The sequence below is a fragment of the Streptomyces sp. NPDC001728 genome, assembly GCF_040297565.1.
Lineage (GTDB): Bacteria > Actinomycetota > Actinomycetes > Streptomycetales > Streptomycetaceae > Streptomyces.
Map to the genome: position 1 here is coordinate 236,753 of NZ_JBEOZK010000003.1, position 14,199 is coordinate 250,951.

The following is a 14,199-nucleotide window of genomic DNA, read 5'->3' on the forward strand; positions in this document are numbered from 1 at the left end:
GCACACGTCCCTCACACCGTCGGCACCCGTCGGCACGCCGTCCACACCGGCCCGGCACCCCGGGCGGCACCGGCCCGCCGCCGGGCCGGCTCACCCCCTGCTCAGCAGGCGTGTCGCGCCCGCCGCCACCGTCGTCGCCAGGATCCAGCCGAGCATGATCAGCACCGCCGCCACCCACTGCCAGACGCCTTCGAGGCGCCAGTAGCCGTCCTGCCCGAGGTTGATCACCGGGAGCAGCAGGTCCAGGGCGTACAGCGTGCCGTTCCACTCGGGTGCCTCGTCCGCCTTCAGCGGTATCGGCCGGTAGTGGGAGAAGGCCACCGTGCCCGCCGCCCACAGGACCGCCATCCACAGCGCAGCCCGGCCCGGCCGGTAGCCGTAGGCCACCGTCCAGTCCTGGAGGTACCCCCACAGCTTCCCCGCGATCGGCAGGGTCTCCCGTCTGCGCCGCTGCTTGGCGAGCAGCACCTCGCGGGCGTCGGCGTCCTCGCCGCTGCCGCGCAGGACCGTCGCGAGCCGCTCGTACGGCTCGGGGGCGTACTCCGGGGTCGCGGCGGCCACCCACTCCAGCCGCCGGGCCAGCGGGAAGTGGCCGTACGGCACGAGGTTCTCGTAGGCGAAGCCGCCCATCGCGAGCCCGCCGGGGCCCGGCCAGCTCGTCGACAGGTCGATCAGGGTGACGACCTTGGCGCCGTTGAGCACGACCCGGCCCTCCTCCGGCCGCTCGCTGTTGAACCGGAGCTCCGGGGTGACGATCCGGCGCAGCGAGACCTCCTCCCGGCGCGCCCCGCTCAGCAGGAAGCGGGCGTGGTGGAGGTCGACCGCGTCACCGAACCGGCCGTCGTCGAGCCGCACCCCGCCGTGGCACTCCACCGGCTTGCGCCGGGCGCCGTGGCCGGGCGCCACGCCGTACGGCGGGGTGGCCGTCGAGCCGCCGCTCGGGTACGAGGAGCCGCCCGGGTACTCGGAGTCCGCCTGGGGGCCCGGGTCCTCGTACACCCACGCCGCGTTCAGATAGAGCGAGCGCTCCACCGTCAGCTGCGGTGCGTTGAGCGCGCGGCGGCCCTGCGCGCCGCGCAGCACGCTGCCCCGGAGGCTGAGCGACACGCCGACCTTCGCCCCGCGCAGGCTCAGTTCCCCGTGCGTCTCGATCAGCTCGGCCTGGAGGTCCTGGGCGACCACCATCCCGTCCGCCGTGATGGCCCGGCCGCTCCGGTCCGGCCACACCTGGATCTGGTTGACGAGCAGGTCCGTGCCGATCTGGGCGTCGGTGAGTCGGATGCCGTGCCGTACCCGGCAGCGCGGCAGGTGCAGGTCGCCCTCGGTGTGCAGCCGGGCCGCCTCCAGGCGCGGCAGCGCGCACCCGACCATCCGCAGGGTGCCGAAGCGGGCCTCCGGCAGCACCACCTCGTCGTCGAAGCGGCAGCCGTGCAGCTCGACGTACGGCCCTATCGTCCCGCCCGCCAGATTCAGCACGCCGGTGATCCGGACACCGCGCAGCTTCAGCGCGGCGACGCGCCCGGAGCGGGCCGGCGGCCCGGCGAGCAGCAGCAGCGCCACCACGTCCGCGCGGACGGTCCGCGCCTCTCCCCACTCCCGTACCCCGAAGGGGTCGTCCCGCTCCGCGACCCCCTCCGTCAGATCGCACGTCCTGCCGATGCGGAACGCCCGCCACATGGCCCGCTCCGGACCTGTGAGACCGTCCGGCATCCCGTCCTCGTGCGGCTCGGTCAATGCCGCCCCCTCGCTTTCCACGATCCGTTCCCACGACTCCGCGATCCCGTCTCCCCGGTTCCTGTCTCCGGTTCCCGACGGCCCTCGCGGATTCGTACAGCCGTTCTTCCCGCTGAGTGACGGGCTGAACGCTAACGGTCAGGAGTGGCGACAAGACGCCAGTGGGGTGCGTATCGGTCAGTGATTGGCATGTATCAGCTGTTGATACGGGCGACCGGCGTTGTAGGCCGTCTGCGAGAATTGACCCGTGATCTCTCGAATCGATCTGCGCGGCGAGGCCCTCCCCGAGGGTTCCGCCCTGCGCGACCTGCTGCCCCGTGCCGAGTTCGACGTGGAAGCCGCCCTGGAGACGGTGCGGCCCATCTGCGAGGACGTCCGGCATCATGGCGCGGCAGCGGTGATCGAGTACGGGGAGAAATTCGACGGCGTCCGCGTCCCCAGCCTCCGCGTCCCCGCCGAGGCGATCGGCCGCGCCCTCGACGAACTCGACCCGGCCGTCCGCGCCGCCCTGGAGGAGTCCATCCGGCGCACCCGGCTCGTCCACCGCGAGCAGCGCCGCACCACCCACACCACCCAGGTCGTCCCCGGCGGCACGGTCACCGAGAAGTGGATCCCGGTCGAGCGCGTCGGGCTCTACGTGCCGGGCGGACGCTCCGTCTACCCGTCCTCCGTCGTGATGAACGTCGTCCCGGCCCAGGAGGCCGGTGTCGAGGGCGTGGCCATCGCCTCGCCCCCGCAGAAGGACTTCGGCGGCCTGCCGCACCCGGCGATCCTCGCCGCCTGCGCCCTGCTCGGCGTGGACGAGGTGTACGCCGCCGGCGGCGCCCAGGCCATCGCCATGTTCGCGTACGGCACGGAGGGCGGCGAGGGCGCCGACGGCGAGCCCGGCTGCGCCCCCGTCAACCTGGTCACCGGCCCCGGCAACATCTACGTGGCCGCCGCCAAGCGCCTCCTCAAGGGCCGCATCGGCATCGACGCCGAGGCCGGCCCGACGGAGATCGCGATCCTCGCGGACTCCACCGCCGACCCCGTGCACGTCGCCGCCGACCTCATCAGCCAGGCCGAGCACGACCCGATGGCCGCCTCCGTCCTCGTCACCGACTCGGACGAACTGGCCGCCGCCACCGAGGCCGAGCTGAAGACCCAGGTCGCCGCCTCCAAGCACGTCGACGACCGGATCGTCCCGGCCCTCGCCGGCCGCCAGTCCGCGATCGTCCTCGTCCGCGACCTGGCCGACGGCCTCAAGGTCGTCGACGCCTACGGCGCCGAGCACCTGGAGATCCAGACCGCCGACGCCGCCGCCGTCGCCGACCGCGTACGCAACGCCGGCGCGATCTTCGTCGGCCCCTGGGCGCCGGTCTCGCTCGGCGACTACTGCGCCGGCTCCAACCACGTCCTGCCCACCGGCGGCTGCGCCTGCCACTCCTCGGGTCTCTCCGTGCAGTCCTTCCTGCGCGGGGTGCACATCGTGGACTACACGCGCGACGCCCTCGCCGACGTCGCCCACCACGTCGTGACCCTCGCCGAGGCCGAGGACCTGCCCGCGCACGGCGCGGCGGTCAAGGCCCGGTTCGGCTGGAAGGTGCCGTAGAGCAAGTGAGCGAGATCAGGATCGACGACCTGCCCGTCCGCGACGAGCTGCGCGGCATGTCCCCCTACGGCGCGCCCCAGCTCGACGTTCCCGTCCAGCTGAACACCAACGAGAACCCCTACCCGCTGCCCGAGCCCCTGGTGGCCCGGATCGCGGAGCGGGTCGCCGAGGCCGCCCGCCACCTCAACCGCTACCCCGACCGGGACGCGGTCGAGCTGCGCACCGAGCTGGCCGCGTACCTCACCCGCACCGCGAAGCACCCGGTCGCCGCCGAGAACGTCTGGGCGGCCAACGGCTCCAACGAGGTCCTCCAGCAGCTGCTGCAGACCTTCGGCGGCCCCGGCCGTACGGCGATCGGCTTCGAGCCCTCGTACTCGATGCACGCCCTGATCGCCCGCGGCACCGGCACCGGCTGGATCTCCGGCCCGCGCCGCGAGGACTTCACGATCGACCTCGCGGCGGCGGAGCGGGCCATCGCCGAGCACCGCCCGGACGTCGTGTTCGTCACCAGCCCCAACAACCCCACCGGCACCGCCGTCGCCGCCGACACCGTCGTCGCCCTGTACGAGGCGGCCCAGGCGGCCAGGCCCTCGATGGTGGTCGTCGACGAGGCCTATGTGGAGTTCAGCCACCGGGACTCGCTGCTGCCCCTCATCAAGGGCCGCCCGAACCTGGTGGTCTCCCGGACCATGTCCAAGGCCTTCGGCGCCGCCGGACTCCGTCTCGGCTACCTCGCCGCGCACCCGGCCGTGATCGAGGCCGTCCAGCTGGTCCGGCTGCCCTACCACCTCTCCGCCGTCACCCAGGCGACCGCGCTCGCCGCCCTGGAGCACACCGACACCCTCCTCGGGTACGTCGAGCAGCTCAAGGCCGAGCGCGACCGGCTCGTCACCGAGCTGCGCGGGATCGGCTACGAGGTCACCGAGTCGGACGCCAACTTCGTGCAGTTCGGGAAGTTCCCCGACACGCACGCGACCTGGCAGCGGATCCTCGACCGGGGCGTCCTGGTCCGGGACAACGGCGTACCGGGATGGCTGCGGGTCACCGCGGGCACCCCCGAAGAGAACGACGCGTTCCTCGACGCGGTTCGTGAATTGATGAAGGAGCAGGAGCGATGAGCCGCGTAGGCCGCGTTGAGCGCACCACCAAGGAGACCTCCGTCGTCGTCGAGATCGACCTCGACGGCACCGGAAAGGTCGATGTGTCGACCGGGGTCGGGTTCTACGACCACATGCTCGACCAGCTCGGCCGGCACGGTCTGTTCGACCTCACCGTCAAGACCGACGGCGACCTGCACATCGACTCGCACCACACCATCGAGGACACCGCCCTCGCCCTCGGTGCCGCCTTCAAGCAGGCCCTCGGCGACAAGGTCGGCATCTACCGCTTCGGCAACTGCACGGTGCCGCTGGACGAGTCGCTCGCCCAGGTCACCGTCGACCTCTCCGGCCGCCCCTACCTCGTGCACACCGAGCCCGAGACCATGGCGCCGATGATCGGTTCGTACGACACGACGATGACCCGGCACATCCTGGAGTCCTTCGTCGCGCAGGCCCAGATCGCGCTGCACGTCCACGTCCCGTACGGGCGCAACGCCCACCACATCGTGGAGTGCCAGTTCAAGGCCCTTGCCCGCGCGCTCCGCTACGCCTCCGAGCGCGACCCGCGCGCCGCCGGAATCCTCCCCTCCACGAAGGGCGCGCTCTAACCGTGACCGGCCTCTCCTCCATCCTGATCGTCGTCGGCCTCTTCCTGCTCGGCGGCGTCTACTCCTTCGTCAAGCAGAAGCTGCCCAAGGGCCTCATCGTGCTCGTCGCCATCGGCTCCGCGATGTGCCTGTCCGCCGGCGTGCTGCGGCTGAGCGTGTGGTCATGAGCGCGGCCACCTCCAAGAAGGTCGTCGTCTTCGACTACGGCTTCGGCAATGTGCGCTCCGCCGAGCGGGCCCTCGCCCGGGTCGGCGCCGAGGTCGAGATCACCCGCGACTACGACCGTGCGATGAACGCCGACGGACTGCTCGTCCCCGGCGTCGGTGCCTTCTCCGCCTGCATGCGGGGCCTCAAGGAGGCCCGCGGCGAGTGGATCATCGGCCGCCGCCTCGCCGGCGGCCGGCCCGTGATGGGCATCTGCGTCGGCATGCAGGTGCTCTTCGCCCACGGCATCGAGCACGGCGTGGACACCGAGGGCCTCGACGAGTGGCCCGGCACGGTCGAACCGCTGAACGCCCCCGTCGTCCCCCACATGGGCTGGAACACCGTCGACGCGCCCGCGGACACCGAGCTGTTCGCAGGACTCGACGCCGACACCCGGTACTACTTCGTGCACTCCTACGCGGTGCGCGAGTGGACCCTGGAGGTCGGCAACGCCAACATCCGCGCCCCCAAGGTCACCTGGGCCACCCACGGCGAGCCCTTCGTCGCGGCCGTCGAGAACGGCGCCCTGTGGGCGACCCAGTTCCACCCCGAGAAGTCCGGCGACGCCGGAGCCCAGCTCCTCACCAACTGGATCGGAACCCTGTGACTGTGTCGTCTCGAAGCGTGCTCGAACTCCTCCCCGCCGTCGACGTCCGCGACGGCCAGGCCGTCCGCCTCGTGCACGGCGAGTCCGGCACCGAGACCTCGTACGGCTCCCCGCTCGAAGCGGCCCTCGCCTGGCAGAACTCCGGCGCCGAGTGGCTGCACCTGGTCGACCTCGACGCCGCCTTCGGCACCGGGGACAACCGGCTGCTGATCGCCGAGGTCGCCCAGGCCATGGACATCAAGGTCGAGCTCTCCGGCGGCATCCGCGACGACGCCTCGCTGGCCGCCGCCCTCGCCACCGGCTGCACCCGCGTCAACCTCGGCACCGCCGCCCTGGAGACCCCCGAGTGGGTCGCCAAGGTCATCGCGGAGTACGGCGACAAGATCGCCGTCGGCCTCGACGTCCGCGGCACCACCCTGCGCGGGCGCGGCTGGACCCGCGACGGCGGCGACCTCTACGAGACGCTGGCCCGTCTCGACTCCGAGGGCTGCTCCCGCTACGTCGTCACCGACATCGCCAAGGACGGCACCCTCCAGGGTCCCAACCTGGAGCTCCTGAGGAACGTCTGCGCGGCCACCGACAAGCCCGTCGTCGCCTCCGGCGGCGTGTCGTCCCTGGACGACCTGCGGGCCCTGTCCGGTCTGGTCCCGCTGGGCGTCGAGGGCGCGATCGTCGGCAAGGCACTCTACGCCAAGGCGTTCACCCTGGAAGAGGCGCTCGAAGTGGTGGCCCCGGCATGACGGACGCGGTGCGCAAGGTCGTCACCGGAGCCCCCTGGGAGGAGCAGGTCGGCTACTCCCGTGCGGTCGAGCTCCCCAACGGCCTGGTCCTGGTCGCCGGCTGTACGTCGGTGGTCGACGGCCAGATCGCCGACGGCGGTCCGTACGACCAGACGGTCAACTCCTTCGACGTCGCCCTCGACGCGCTGAAGCAGCTGGGCCTGGGCCCGGAGCACGTCGTGCGGACCCGGATGTACATCACCCACGCCCGTGACGTGGACGAGGTCGGCCGCGCCCACAAGAAGCTGTTCGACGCCGTCCGCCCCGCCGCGTCGATGATCATCGTCTCCGGCTTCATCGACCCCCGGCTGGTCGTCGAGGTCGAGGTCGAGGCGTACCGGGGGAGTGCCGCATGAGCCTCGCCGTACGAGTGATCCCCTGCCTGGACGTGGACAACGGCCGGGTCGTCAAGGGCGTCAACTTCCAGAACCTCAGGGACGCGGGCGACCCCGTCGAGATGGCCAGGCTGTACGACGCCGAGGGCGCCGACGAGCTGACCTTCCTGGACATCACCGCCTCCTCCGGGAACCGGGAGACGACCTACGACGTGGTGCGCCGCACCGCGGAGCAGGTCTTCATCCCGCTCACCGTCGGCGGCGGCGTCCGCTCGGCGGACGACGTCGACAAGCTGCTGCGGGCCGGGGCCGACAAGGTGGGCGTCAACACCGCCGCCATCGTCCGCCCCGACCTGATCCGGGAGATCGCGGAGCGCTTCGGCCGCCAGGTGCTCGTCCTGTCGGTCGACGCCCGGCGCACCGCCTCCGGCTCCTTCGAGGTGACGACGCACGGCGGTCGCGAGCGCACCGGCATCGACGCCGTCGAGTGGGCGCACCGGGCCGCCGAGCTGGGCGCGGGCGAGCTCCTGCTCAACTCGATGGACGCGGACGGCACCAAGGACGGCTACGACACCGAGATGATCGCGGCCGTGCGCAAGCACGTGACGGTCCCGGTGATCGCCTCCGGCGGCGCCGGCCGGCTCGCCGACTTCCCGCCGGCCGTGGCGGCGGGCGCGGACGCGGTGCTCGCGGCCTCCGTCTTCCACTTCGGCGACCTGCGGATCTCGCAGGTCAAGGAGGCGCTGCGGGAGGCGGGCCACCCGGTCCGCTGAGCCGCCCGCCTTTCGCGAAGAAGAAGGGCCCCGCTCCCGGGGCCCTTCTTCTTCGTCCATATACACAAGTTCTGTTGCGCAAATTCTATTGCGCAAGTTTTCCTTCCTGTCTACGGTCAGGGGCATGACCTCGCCCGACTCCCGCCGGATCACCGAACTCGGCACCCTCAAGGCGCTCTCACACCCGCTGCGGATGCGCCTCTACCGCGCCCTCTTCGTGGCTCGTACCGCCACCGCCTCCCAGCTCGCCGACCAGGTCGACGAGGCCGTCTCGCTCATCAGCTACCACCTGCGCAAGCTCGCCGAGCACGGCCTCATCGAGGAGGCCGAGGGCCACTCCACGGACGGCCGCGAACGCTGGTGGCAGCCCTCCTCGTACGGGATCGCCATCCGCGACGAGGACGTGCGCGGCACCCCCGAACTGGCCGCCGCGAGCGACGCGCTCAGCCGCACCATCAACGAGCAGCGCACCGACCTCCACCGCCGCTTCCTCGACGAGCGCCTCAGCTGGCCCGACGCCTGGCGCTCCGCCGCGATCAGCTCCGAGTGGCTGCCCCGCCTCACCGCCGCCGAACTCGCCGCGCTCGGCGAGGAACTCGACGCCGTCCTCAGGAAGTACGACCAGCGGGCCCGCGCCGCCGAAGCCGCCGGTGACACCGAGGGCCGCGAGAAGGTCGCCGTCCACCTCCACGGCTTCCCCTACCGCTCATGACGGCCACCGCCGCCGCCCCGGCCGCCACCGCGGGCCGCCCCGCCCACCGCGACCCCCAGGTCCTGACCTGGCTCGGCGCCCACACCGCCTCCACCCTCGGCAACAGCGTCTACTACCTCGCCCTCTCCTGGACCGCCGTCAGCCACGGCACCCCCGCCCAGGCCGGGCTCGTCATGGCCGTCTCCGCCGTACCCCGCGCGCTGCTCATGCTCGGCGGGGGAGTCGTCGCCGACCGGCTCGGCCCCCGCCGGGTCGTCATCGCCTCCGACACCGTCCGCTGCCTGGTCGTCCTCGGCCTCGCCGGGACCCTGGTCCTCGCCTCGCCCGGCCTGTGGGCGCTCGCCGCCGTCGCCCTCGTCTTCGGCGTCGTCGACGCCCTGTTCCTGCCGGCCGTCGGCGCCCTGCCGCCCCGGATCACCGAGCGCGACCAGCTCGCCCGGGTGCAGGGCATGCGCGGCCTCTCCTCCCGCCTCGGACCCGTGCTCGGCGGCCCGCTCGGCGGTCTCGCCGTCGCCCTCGGCGGCCCGGCCGCGGCCTTCGGAGCCGCCGGAGTGCTCTTCGCCCTCTCGCTGCCCCTGCTGTACGCGCTCCGCCTCCGCCCGCTGCCCGACACGCACGAGGCCCGCACCGGCACCGCCCTGCGCGACCTCGCCGACGGACTGCGTTATCTGCGCGGACACCGTGTCCTGGGCCCGCTGATGATCGTCGTGCTGCTCAGCGACCTCGGCTTCGCCGGCCCCTTCAACGTCGGGCTCGCCGTCCTGGCCGAGCAGCGCGGCTGGGGCGCCTCCGGCATCGGCTGGATCCTCGCCGGCTTCGGCACCGGCGCGGGCGCCGCCTCGCTGCTCCTGACCCTCCGGGGACGCGTCCCGCGCGCGGGAGCCGTCAGCGGCTGGACCATGACGGCGGGCGCCGTCGCCATCGCCGCCCTCGCCGCCACCTCACGGCTGCCCGTCGCGGTCGCCGTCGCCCTGGCCGTCGGCCTGCTCGCCGGACTCTCCGGGGCGCTGTGCAACGCCCTCGTCCAGACCGAGTGCGACCCCGCCTACCTCGGCCGCGTCTCCGCCGTCGCCGCCCTCTGCTCGCTCGGCATCGCGCCGCTCGGCTTCCCGCTCACCGGCGCGGCGATCGAGCTGTGGGGCGTCGGACCGGTGTACGCCGTGAGCGCGGCGGTCTGCGCCCTCGCGGGCGTCTACAGCCTGGTGGTCCCCGCCGTCCGGCGGGCCGAGCTGCCCCGCTGACGGCTCAGATCCCCAGCTGCCTGGTCTCCCGCAGCCGCTCGATGGCCTCCGGCTCCCCGTCCAGCTCCACCTTGGCCGCGTCCTGGCGCCCGTACAGGTACATCGTCAGCTCGCCCGGCTCCCCGGAGACCGTCACCACCGGAGTGCCGCGGTGGGCGACCGCCGTCTGGCCGTTCGGCCGGCGCAGCACCAGGCCCACCGGCACCTTGCGGCCGAGGAGCCGGGCGGTGCGCTCCAGCCGGGACCAGAGGGCGTCCGCGAAGACGGGGTCGAGCTCGCGCGCCGACCAGTCGGGCTGGGCCCGGCGCACGTCCTCGGCGTGTACGTAGAACTCGACGACGTTCGCCCCCTCGTCCACCTGCTTGATGGTGAACGGCGAGAACCGCGGCGGCCCCGTCCGGACGAGCTGGACCAGCTCCTCGTACGGCTTCTCGGCGAACTCCGCCTGCACCCGCTCCTGCCGGTCCTTCAGCGCCGGTACGAGCGAACCGGCCGCCGCGTCCGGGCGCCGCTCGCGCACCACCACATGGGCCGCGAGGTCCCGGGCCCGCCAGCCCTCGCAGAGCGTCGGTGCGTCCGGGCCCGCGGCCTCCAACAGGTCGGCGAGCAGAAGCCGTTCACGTTTGGCATGGGTCGACATGACCGCCAGCGTACGGCCGCCGCCGCCCGTCCGCCCAGTGGACGCCCATCCGGACCACCGTCCGTGGCGCGGCACAATGGCGCCATGAGCAGCAATCTCGACCCGGCCCTCTCCGCCCGGCTCAAGCGCGGCCCCGACGGGCTCGTCCCCGCCATCGCCCAGCAGTACGACACCGGCGAGGTGCTGATGCTCGGCTGGATGGACGACGAGGCCCTGCACCGCACCCTCACCACCGGCCGCTGCACCTACTGGTCCCGCAGCCGCCAGGAGTACTGGGTCAAGGGTGACACCTCCGGTCACGTCCAGCACGTCAAGTCCGTCGCCCTCGACTGCGACGCCGACACCCTCCTGGTCAAGGTCGACCAGGTCGGAGCCGCCTGCCACACCGGCGACCGGACCTGCTTCGACGCCGATGTGCTCCCCGTATCCACGTCCGACGTGAACCCCGTCTCCGAGTAGGGTCTGGCGCCATGGATCTCGACACCTTCCGCAAGCTGGCGGCCGACCGCCGCGTCATCCCCGTCAGCCGCCGGCTGCTCGCGGACGGCGACACCCCGGTCGGGCTCTACCGCAAGCTCGCCGCCGAACGGCCCGGCACCTTCCTCCTCGAATCCGCGGAGAACGGCCGCAGCTGGTCCCGGTACTCCTTCATCGGCGTCCGCAGCGACGCCACCCTGACGGTGAAGGACGGCGAGGCGCACTGGCTGGGCACCCCGCCCGTCGGCGTCCCCACCGACGGCGACCCGCTCCAGGCCCTGCGCGCCACCGTCGAGACCCTCCACACTCCGCGCGACCTCGACCGAGTGCTCGGTGGCGGTCTGCCGCCGTTCACCGGCGGCATGGTCGGCTACCTCGGCTACGACATCGTCCGCCGCCTGGAGAGGATCGGTGACTCCACCCGGGACGACCTGGAGCTCCCCGAGCTGACCATGCTCCTCACCAGCGACCTCGCCGTCCTCGACCACTGGGACGGCTCGGTCCTGCTGATCGCCAACGCGATCAACCACAACGACCTGGAGACCGGCGTCGAGGAGGCGTACGCGCACGCCGTCGCCCGCCTCGACGCCATGGAGGCCGACCTGGCCCGCCCGGTCGCCACCGTCCCCGCCGCCCTCCCGGCCTCGGAACTGCCGGAGTTCTCGGCGCTCTGGGGCGGCCCGGCCTACCAGGACGCCGTCGAGGACATCAAGGAGCGCATCCGGGCCGGCGAGGCCTTCCAGGTCGTGCCCTCCCAGCGCTTCGAGACCGCCTGCACCGCCTCCGCGCTCGACGTCTACCGGGTCCTGCGGGCCACCAACCCGTCGCCGTACATGTACCTCTTCCGCTTCGAGAACGGCTTCGACGTCGTCGGCTCCAGCCCCGAGGCCCTCGTCAAGGTCGAGGACGGGCGGGCGATGCTCCACCCCATCGCCGGCACCCGGCACCGGGGCGCCACCCCGCAGGAGGACCACGACCTCGCGGAGGAACTGCTCGCCGACCCCAAGGAGCGCGCCGAGCACCTGATGCTCGTCGACCTCGGCCGCAACGACCTCGGCCGGGTCTGCGCGCCCGGCTCCGTCGAGGTCGTCGACTTCATGTCCGTCGAGCGCTACTCGCACGTCATGCACATCGTCTCCACCGTGACCGGCGAGGTCGCCGAGGGCCGGACCGCCTTCGACGTCCTCACCGCCTGCTTCCCCGCCGGCACCCTCTCCGGAGCCCCCAAGCCGCGCGCGATGCAGATCATCGAGGAGCTCGAACCCTCCCGGCGCGGCCTCTACGGCGGATGTGTCGGTTATCTCGATTTCGCCGGCGACGCCGACACCGCCATCGCCATCCGCACCGCCCTGCTCCGTGACGGAACCGCGTACGTGCAGGCCGGAGCGGGTGTCGTCGCCGACTCCGACCCCGTCGCCGAGGACAACGAGTGCCGCAACAAGGCCGCGGCCGTCCTCCGCGCCGTCCACACCGCCAACCGGATGAACGACAACTGAGCACGTAGGGGATAGTGGGGTACGTGAGCGCCGTACCCGTACCCCAGCCCCGGGCCGCCCGAGTGGCCGTCCCCGGCAACAGCCGCCGCAGCCTGGCCGCGGCCCTCCTGCTCGGCGCCCTCGGCGCCACCGTCGTGCTGCTGTCCGCCGGTCAGATCTGGGCGGAGGGAACCGCCTCCGTCGGCGGCGGCACCGTCCCCGTCGAGGCCGACGGCGGCACCGTCACCGGTGTGCCCACCGCCCTCGCGATCGTCGGCCTCGCGGCGCTCTTCGCCGTCTTCGCCGTCCGCCGCACCGGCCGCACCCTCGTCGCCGCGCTCCTCGCGCTGAGCGGCGCGGGCGCCGCGCTCGCCGCCGTCCTCGGCGCCTCCGACCGCACCGCGCTGGACGCCGAGGCCGCCCGCATCAGCGGCGACACCGCCGCCGCCGTCGCGGACCTGACCCACACCGTCTGGCCGTACGTGACCGCCGCGGGCGCCGTCCTGATCCTGTTCGCCGGCCTCTTCGCGCTGCGCTTCGGCAAGACCTGGCCCGCGATGGGCGGCCGTTACGAGCGCTCCGGCGCCCCCCGCGCCACCCGCAAGGCCCCCACGACCGACCCCGACCGGCCCGAGGACCTGTGGAAGGCCCTGGACCGCGGCGAGGACCCCACCCACGGCGCCTGACCCGGGGCGGCGCGGGCCGTGCACCGACGGCCGCGCCGGTGGGCCGGCGGGGGGTCCGGACGCGACGCGTGATCGTCCCGGTACCCCCGATTCATCCTCGCGCGCCCGCGTGCGGGACAATGAACGCAGAGTGTCCGCGCACGCGAGACCTCACCATCGAGCAACTGCAACGAGGAGCAACTCATGGCGGGCAGCGCCCACGGACACACCCCGGCCGCCTGGACCGGTGTCATCATCTCCTTCATCGGCTTCTGCGTCGCCGGCGTCTTCATGGTGGCCGCCAACCTGCCCGGTTTCTGGGCCGGCGTGGGTGTCATCGTGCTCGGCGGCGTCGTCGGCGGCGTGATGAAGGTGGCGGGGCTCGGCATGCCGAAGGAGTCGGCGGCCGTCACCGCCGCCCGCGAGGCCGCGACCGCGACCGCGCAGGCCCGTTACTGACACGACACGACGCATCCGAGAGCGCAGTCCGGCCGTGCCGGGCTGCGCTCCCGCGCGTCCGGGGCGAGAATCACCGAGTGGACACGCAGCCGACGGCGGGAGCCGCGACCGAGGATTCCCCCACCCGACCGGGTGAACCCGGGAAGGGACCAGCGGCGCCAGGGGGGTGGCCGCCGGCCGGACCCGTACCGCCGTCCGGGGAGGGGTGGCCGTCGGCCGGACCCGTACCGCCGTCCGGGGAGGGGTGGCCATCGGCCGGGCCCGTACCGCCGCACCCGGACGTACGGCCGCCGGGTGGGCCCGGCATGCCGACCCACGCGCACGCGTGGCCCGGTGGGCCGTTCGGGCCGCCGCCCGCGCCGCCCCGTTCCGCCGTGCGGCGGCTGCTCGTGCCCGTCGGCGTCCTCGCCGGGGTCGCCGCCGCCTTCGCCTACGTCGGGACCGTCGACCCCAACGAACCCGGCCACTACCCCGTCTGCCCGCTGCTCCGCTTCACCGGGATCTACTGCCCCGGCTGCGGCGGACTCCGCAGCGCCCACGCCTTCGTCCACGGCGACCTCCCCGCCGCCCTCGGCGCCAACGCCCTCGCCGTCATCGGCTACGGCGTCTTCGCCGTCGTCATGGCCCTCTGGCTGATTCGCGCCGCCCGCGGGGTGCCCATGCGCCTCGCCCTCTCCCCGGCCTGGTCGTGGGGCATCGGGGCCGTCCTCGCCCTCTTCACCCTGGTCCGGAACCTTCCCTTCGGCTCCGCACTGGCCCCCTGAGGGTCCCGTGCGGCCCCGAGGGGAGCCCGGAGGGA

The 14,199-nt window shown here is 73.2% G+C and carries 17 protein-coding genes; 15 read left to right on the forward strand and 2 right to left on the reverse strand.

What is annotated here, in order from left to right; all coding sequences use genetic code 11:
* Positions 1-90 precede the first annotated feature (90 nt).
* Positions 91-1,734 carry an oxidoreductase gene (locus ABT154_RS06505; protein ID WP_351853630.1) on the reverse strand — a complete coding sequence of 548 codons (1,644 nt, stop codon included), beginning with the start codon at positions 1,732-1,734 and terminating at the stop codon, positions 91-93.
* A 247-nt stretch (positions 1,735-1,981) separates the two neighbouring features.
* Between ABT154_RS06505 and hisD the strand changes: the two genes are divergently transcribed.
* The 10 genes from hisD to ABT154_RS06555 all read left to right on the forward strand — a co-directional run bounded on the left by hisD (position 1,982) and on the right by ABT154_RS06555 (position 9,684).
* The gene (hisD, locus tag ABT154_RS06510; RefSeq protein ID WP_351853632.1) at positions 1,982-3,325 is read left to right on the forward strand and encodes a histidinol dehydrogenase; all 1,344 of its coding nucleotides are present in this window, start codon (positions 1,982-1,984) and stop codon (positions 3,323-3,325) included.
* Positions 3,326-3,330: 5 nt separating this feature from the next.
* The gene (locus ABT154_RS06515; protein ID WP_351853634.1) at positions 3,331-4,443 is read left to right on the forward strand and encodes a histidinol-phosphate transaminase; all 1,113 of its coding nucleotides are present in this window, start codon (positions 3,331-3,333) and stop codon (positions 4,441-4,443) included.
* A complete protein-coding gene (hisB, locus tag ABT154_RS06520; protein ID WP_056560681.1) occupies positions 4,440-5,033 on the forward strand; it encodes an imidazoleglycerol-phosphate dehydratase HisB in 594 nt (197 codons plus the stop codon). Before ABT154_RS06515 ends, hisB begins: the two co-directional genes overlap by 4 nt.
* Before the next feature lie 2 nt (positions 5,034-5,035).
* The gene (locus ABT154_RS06525) at positions 5,036-5,200 is read left to right on the forward strand and encodes a CG2302 family histidine operon protein (protein ID WP_317876273.1); all 165 of its coding nucleotides are present in this window, start codon (positions 5,036-5,038) and stop codon (positions 5,198-5,200) included.
* Positions 5,197-5,844: an imidazole glycerol phosphate synthase subunit HisH gene (gene hisH, locus ABT154_RS06530; protein ID WP_351853637.1), complete on the forward strand. Its 648-nt coding sequence runs from the start codon at positions 5,197-5,199 to the stop codon at positions 5,842-5,844. Before ABT154_RS06525 ends, hisH begins: the two co-directional genes overlap by 4 nt.
* 2 nt (positions 5,845-5,846) lie before the next feature.
* Positions 5,847-6,584, forward strand: coding sequence for a bifunctional 1-(5-phosphoribosyl)-5-((5-phosphoribosylamino)methylideneamino)imidazole-4-carboxamide isomerase/phosphoribosylanthranilate isomerase PriA (priA, locus tag ABT154_RS06535; protein WP_351853639.1), 738 nt, complete (start codon positions 5,847-5,849; stop codon positions 6,582-6,584).
* Positions 6,581-6,979, forward strand: coding sequence for a RidA family protein (locus tag ABT154_RS06540; RefSeq protein WP_351853642.1), 399 nt, complete (start codon positions 6,581-6,583; stop codon positions 6,977-6,979). Before priA ends, ABT154_RS06540 begins: the two co-directional genes overlap by 4 nt.
* Positions 6,976-7,731: an imidazole glycerol phosphate synthase subunit HisF gene (gene hisF, locus ABT154_RS06545; protein WP_351853644.1), complete on the forward strand. Its 756-nt coding sequence runs from the start codon at positions 6,976-6,978 to the stop codon at positions 7,729-7,731. Before ABT154_RS06540 ends, hisF begins: the two co-directional genes overlap by 4 nt.
* A 124-nt stretch (positions 7,732-7,855) precedes the next feature.
* Positions 7,856-8,443: an ArsR/SmtB family transcription factor gene (locus ABT154_RS06550; RefSeq protein ID WP_351853647.1), complete on the forward strand. Its 588-nt coding sequence runs from the start codon at positions 7,856-7,858 to the stop codon at positions 8,441-8,443.
* A complete protein-coding gene (locus ABT154_RS06555; RefSeq protein ID WP_351853649.1) occupies positions 8,440-9,684 on the forward strand; it encodes an MFS transporter in 1,245 nt (414 codons plus the stop codon). The genes ABT154_RS06550 and ABT154_RS06555 overlap by 4 nt, the downstream gene beginning before the upstream one ends.
* Before the next feature lie 4 nt (positions 9,685-9,688).
* Here ABT154_RS06555 and ABT154_RS06560 read toward each other — a convergent pair whose 3' ends face one another.
* The gene (locus ABT154_RS06560; RefSeq protein WP_351853652.1) at positions 9,689-10,324 is read right to left on the reverse strand and encodes a TIGR03085 family metal-binding protein; all 636 of its coding nucleotides are present in this window, start codon (positions 10,322-10,324) and stop codon (positions 9,689-9,691) included.
* Positions 10,325-10,408: 84 nt separating this feature from the next.
* On the opposite strand from ABT154_RS06560, the gene hisI reads away from it, so the two are divergent.
* The 5 genes from hisI (at position 10,409) to ABT154_RS06585 (ending at position 14,164) form a co-directional block, all read left to right on the forward strand.
* Complete coding sequence (hisI, locus tag ABT154_RS06565) at positions 10,409-10,783, forward strand: phosphoribosyl-AMP cyclohydrolase (protein ID WP_317876265.1); 375 nt, start codon at positions 10,409-10,411, stop codon at positions 10,781-10,783.
* Positions 10,784-10,794: 11 nt separating this feature from the next.
* Positions 10,795-12,297, forward strand: a complete 1,503-nt coding sequence (locus ABT154_RS06570; protein ID WP_351853655.1) for an anthranilate synthase component I — start codon at positions 10,795-10,797, stop codon at positions 12,295-12,297.
* Positions 12,298-12,311: 14 nt separating this feature from the next.
* Complete coding sequence (locus tag ABT154_RS06575; RefSeq protein ID WP_351853657.1) at positions 12,312-12,962, forward strand: TIGR02234 family membrane protein; 651 nt, start codon at positions 12,312-12,314, stop codon at positions 12,960-12,962.
* Between the two features lie 183 nt (positions 12,963-13,145).
* On the forward strand, positions 13,146-13,400 hold the full coding sequence (locus ABT154_RS06580; protein WP_351853659.1) for an HGxxPAAW family protein: 255 nt from the start codon (positions 13,146-13,148) through the stop codon (positions 13,398-13,400).
* Between the two features lie 305 nt (positions 13,401-13,705).
* A complete protein-coding gene (locus tag ABT154_RS06585) occupies positions 13,706-14,164 on the forward strand; it encodes a DUF2752 domain-containing protein (RefSeq protein ID WP_351853662.1) in 459 nt (152 codons plus the stop codon).
* The last annotated feature ends 35 nt before the right edge of the window (positions 14,165-14,199 follow it).

Excerpts from the sequence above, each read along its gene's own strand:
- ABT154_RS06555 (WP_351853649.1), top strand. The coding sequence starts at position 8,440 with ATGACGGCCACCGCCGCCGCCCCGGCCGCCACCGCGGGCCGCCCCGCC.
- ABT154_RS06570 (WP_351853655.1), top strand. The coding sequence starts at position 10,795 with ATGGATCTCGACACCTTCCGCAAGCTGGCGGCCGACCGCCGCGTCATC.
- ABT154_RS06550 (WP_351853647.1), top strand. The coding sequence starts at position 7,856 with ATGACCTCGCCCGACTCCCGCCGGATCACCGAACTCGGCACCCTCAAG.
- hisF (WP_351853644.1), top strand. The coding sequence starts at position 6,976 with ATGAGCCTCGCCGTACGAGTGATCCCCTGCCTGGACGTGGACAACGGC.
- ABT154_RS06585 (WP_351853662.1), top strand. The coding sequence starts at position 13,706 with ATGCCGACCCACGCGCACGCGTGGCCCGGTGGGCCGTTCGGGCCGCCG.
- ABT154_RS06580 (WP_351853659.1), top strand. The coding sequence starts at position 13,146 with ATGGCGGGCAGCGCCCACGGACACACCCCGGCCGCCTGGACCGGTGTC.
- ABT154_RS06540 (WP_351853642.1), top strand. The coding sequence starts at position 6,581 with ATGACGGACGCGGTGCGCAAGGTCGTCACCGGAGCCCCCTGGGAGGAG.
- ABT154_RS06560 (WP_351853652.1), bottom strand. The coding sequence starts at position 10,324 with ATGTCGACCCATGCCAAACGTGAACGGCTTCTGCTCGCCGACCTGTTG.
- hisI (WP_317876265.1), top strand. The coding sequence starts at position 10,409 with ATGAGCAGCAATCTCGACCCGGCCCTCTCCGCCCGGCTCAAGCGCGGC.
- hisH (WP_351853637.1), top strand. The coding sequence starts at position 5,197 with ATGAGCGCGGCCACCTCCAAGAAGGTCGTCGTCTTCGACTACGGCTTC.
- hisB (WP_056560681.1), top strand. The coding sequence starts at position 4,440 with ATGAGCCGCGTAGGCCGCGTTGAGCGCACCACCAAGGAGACCTCCGTC.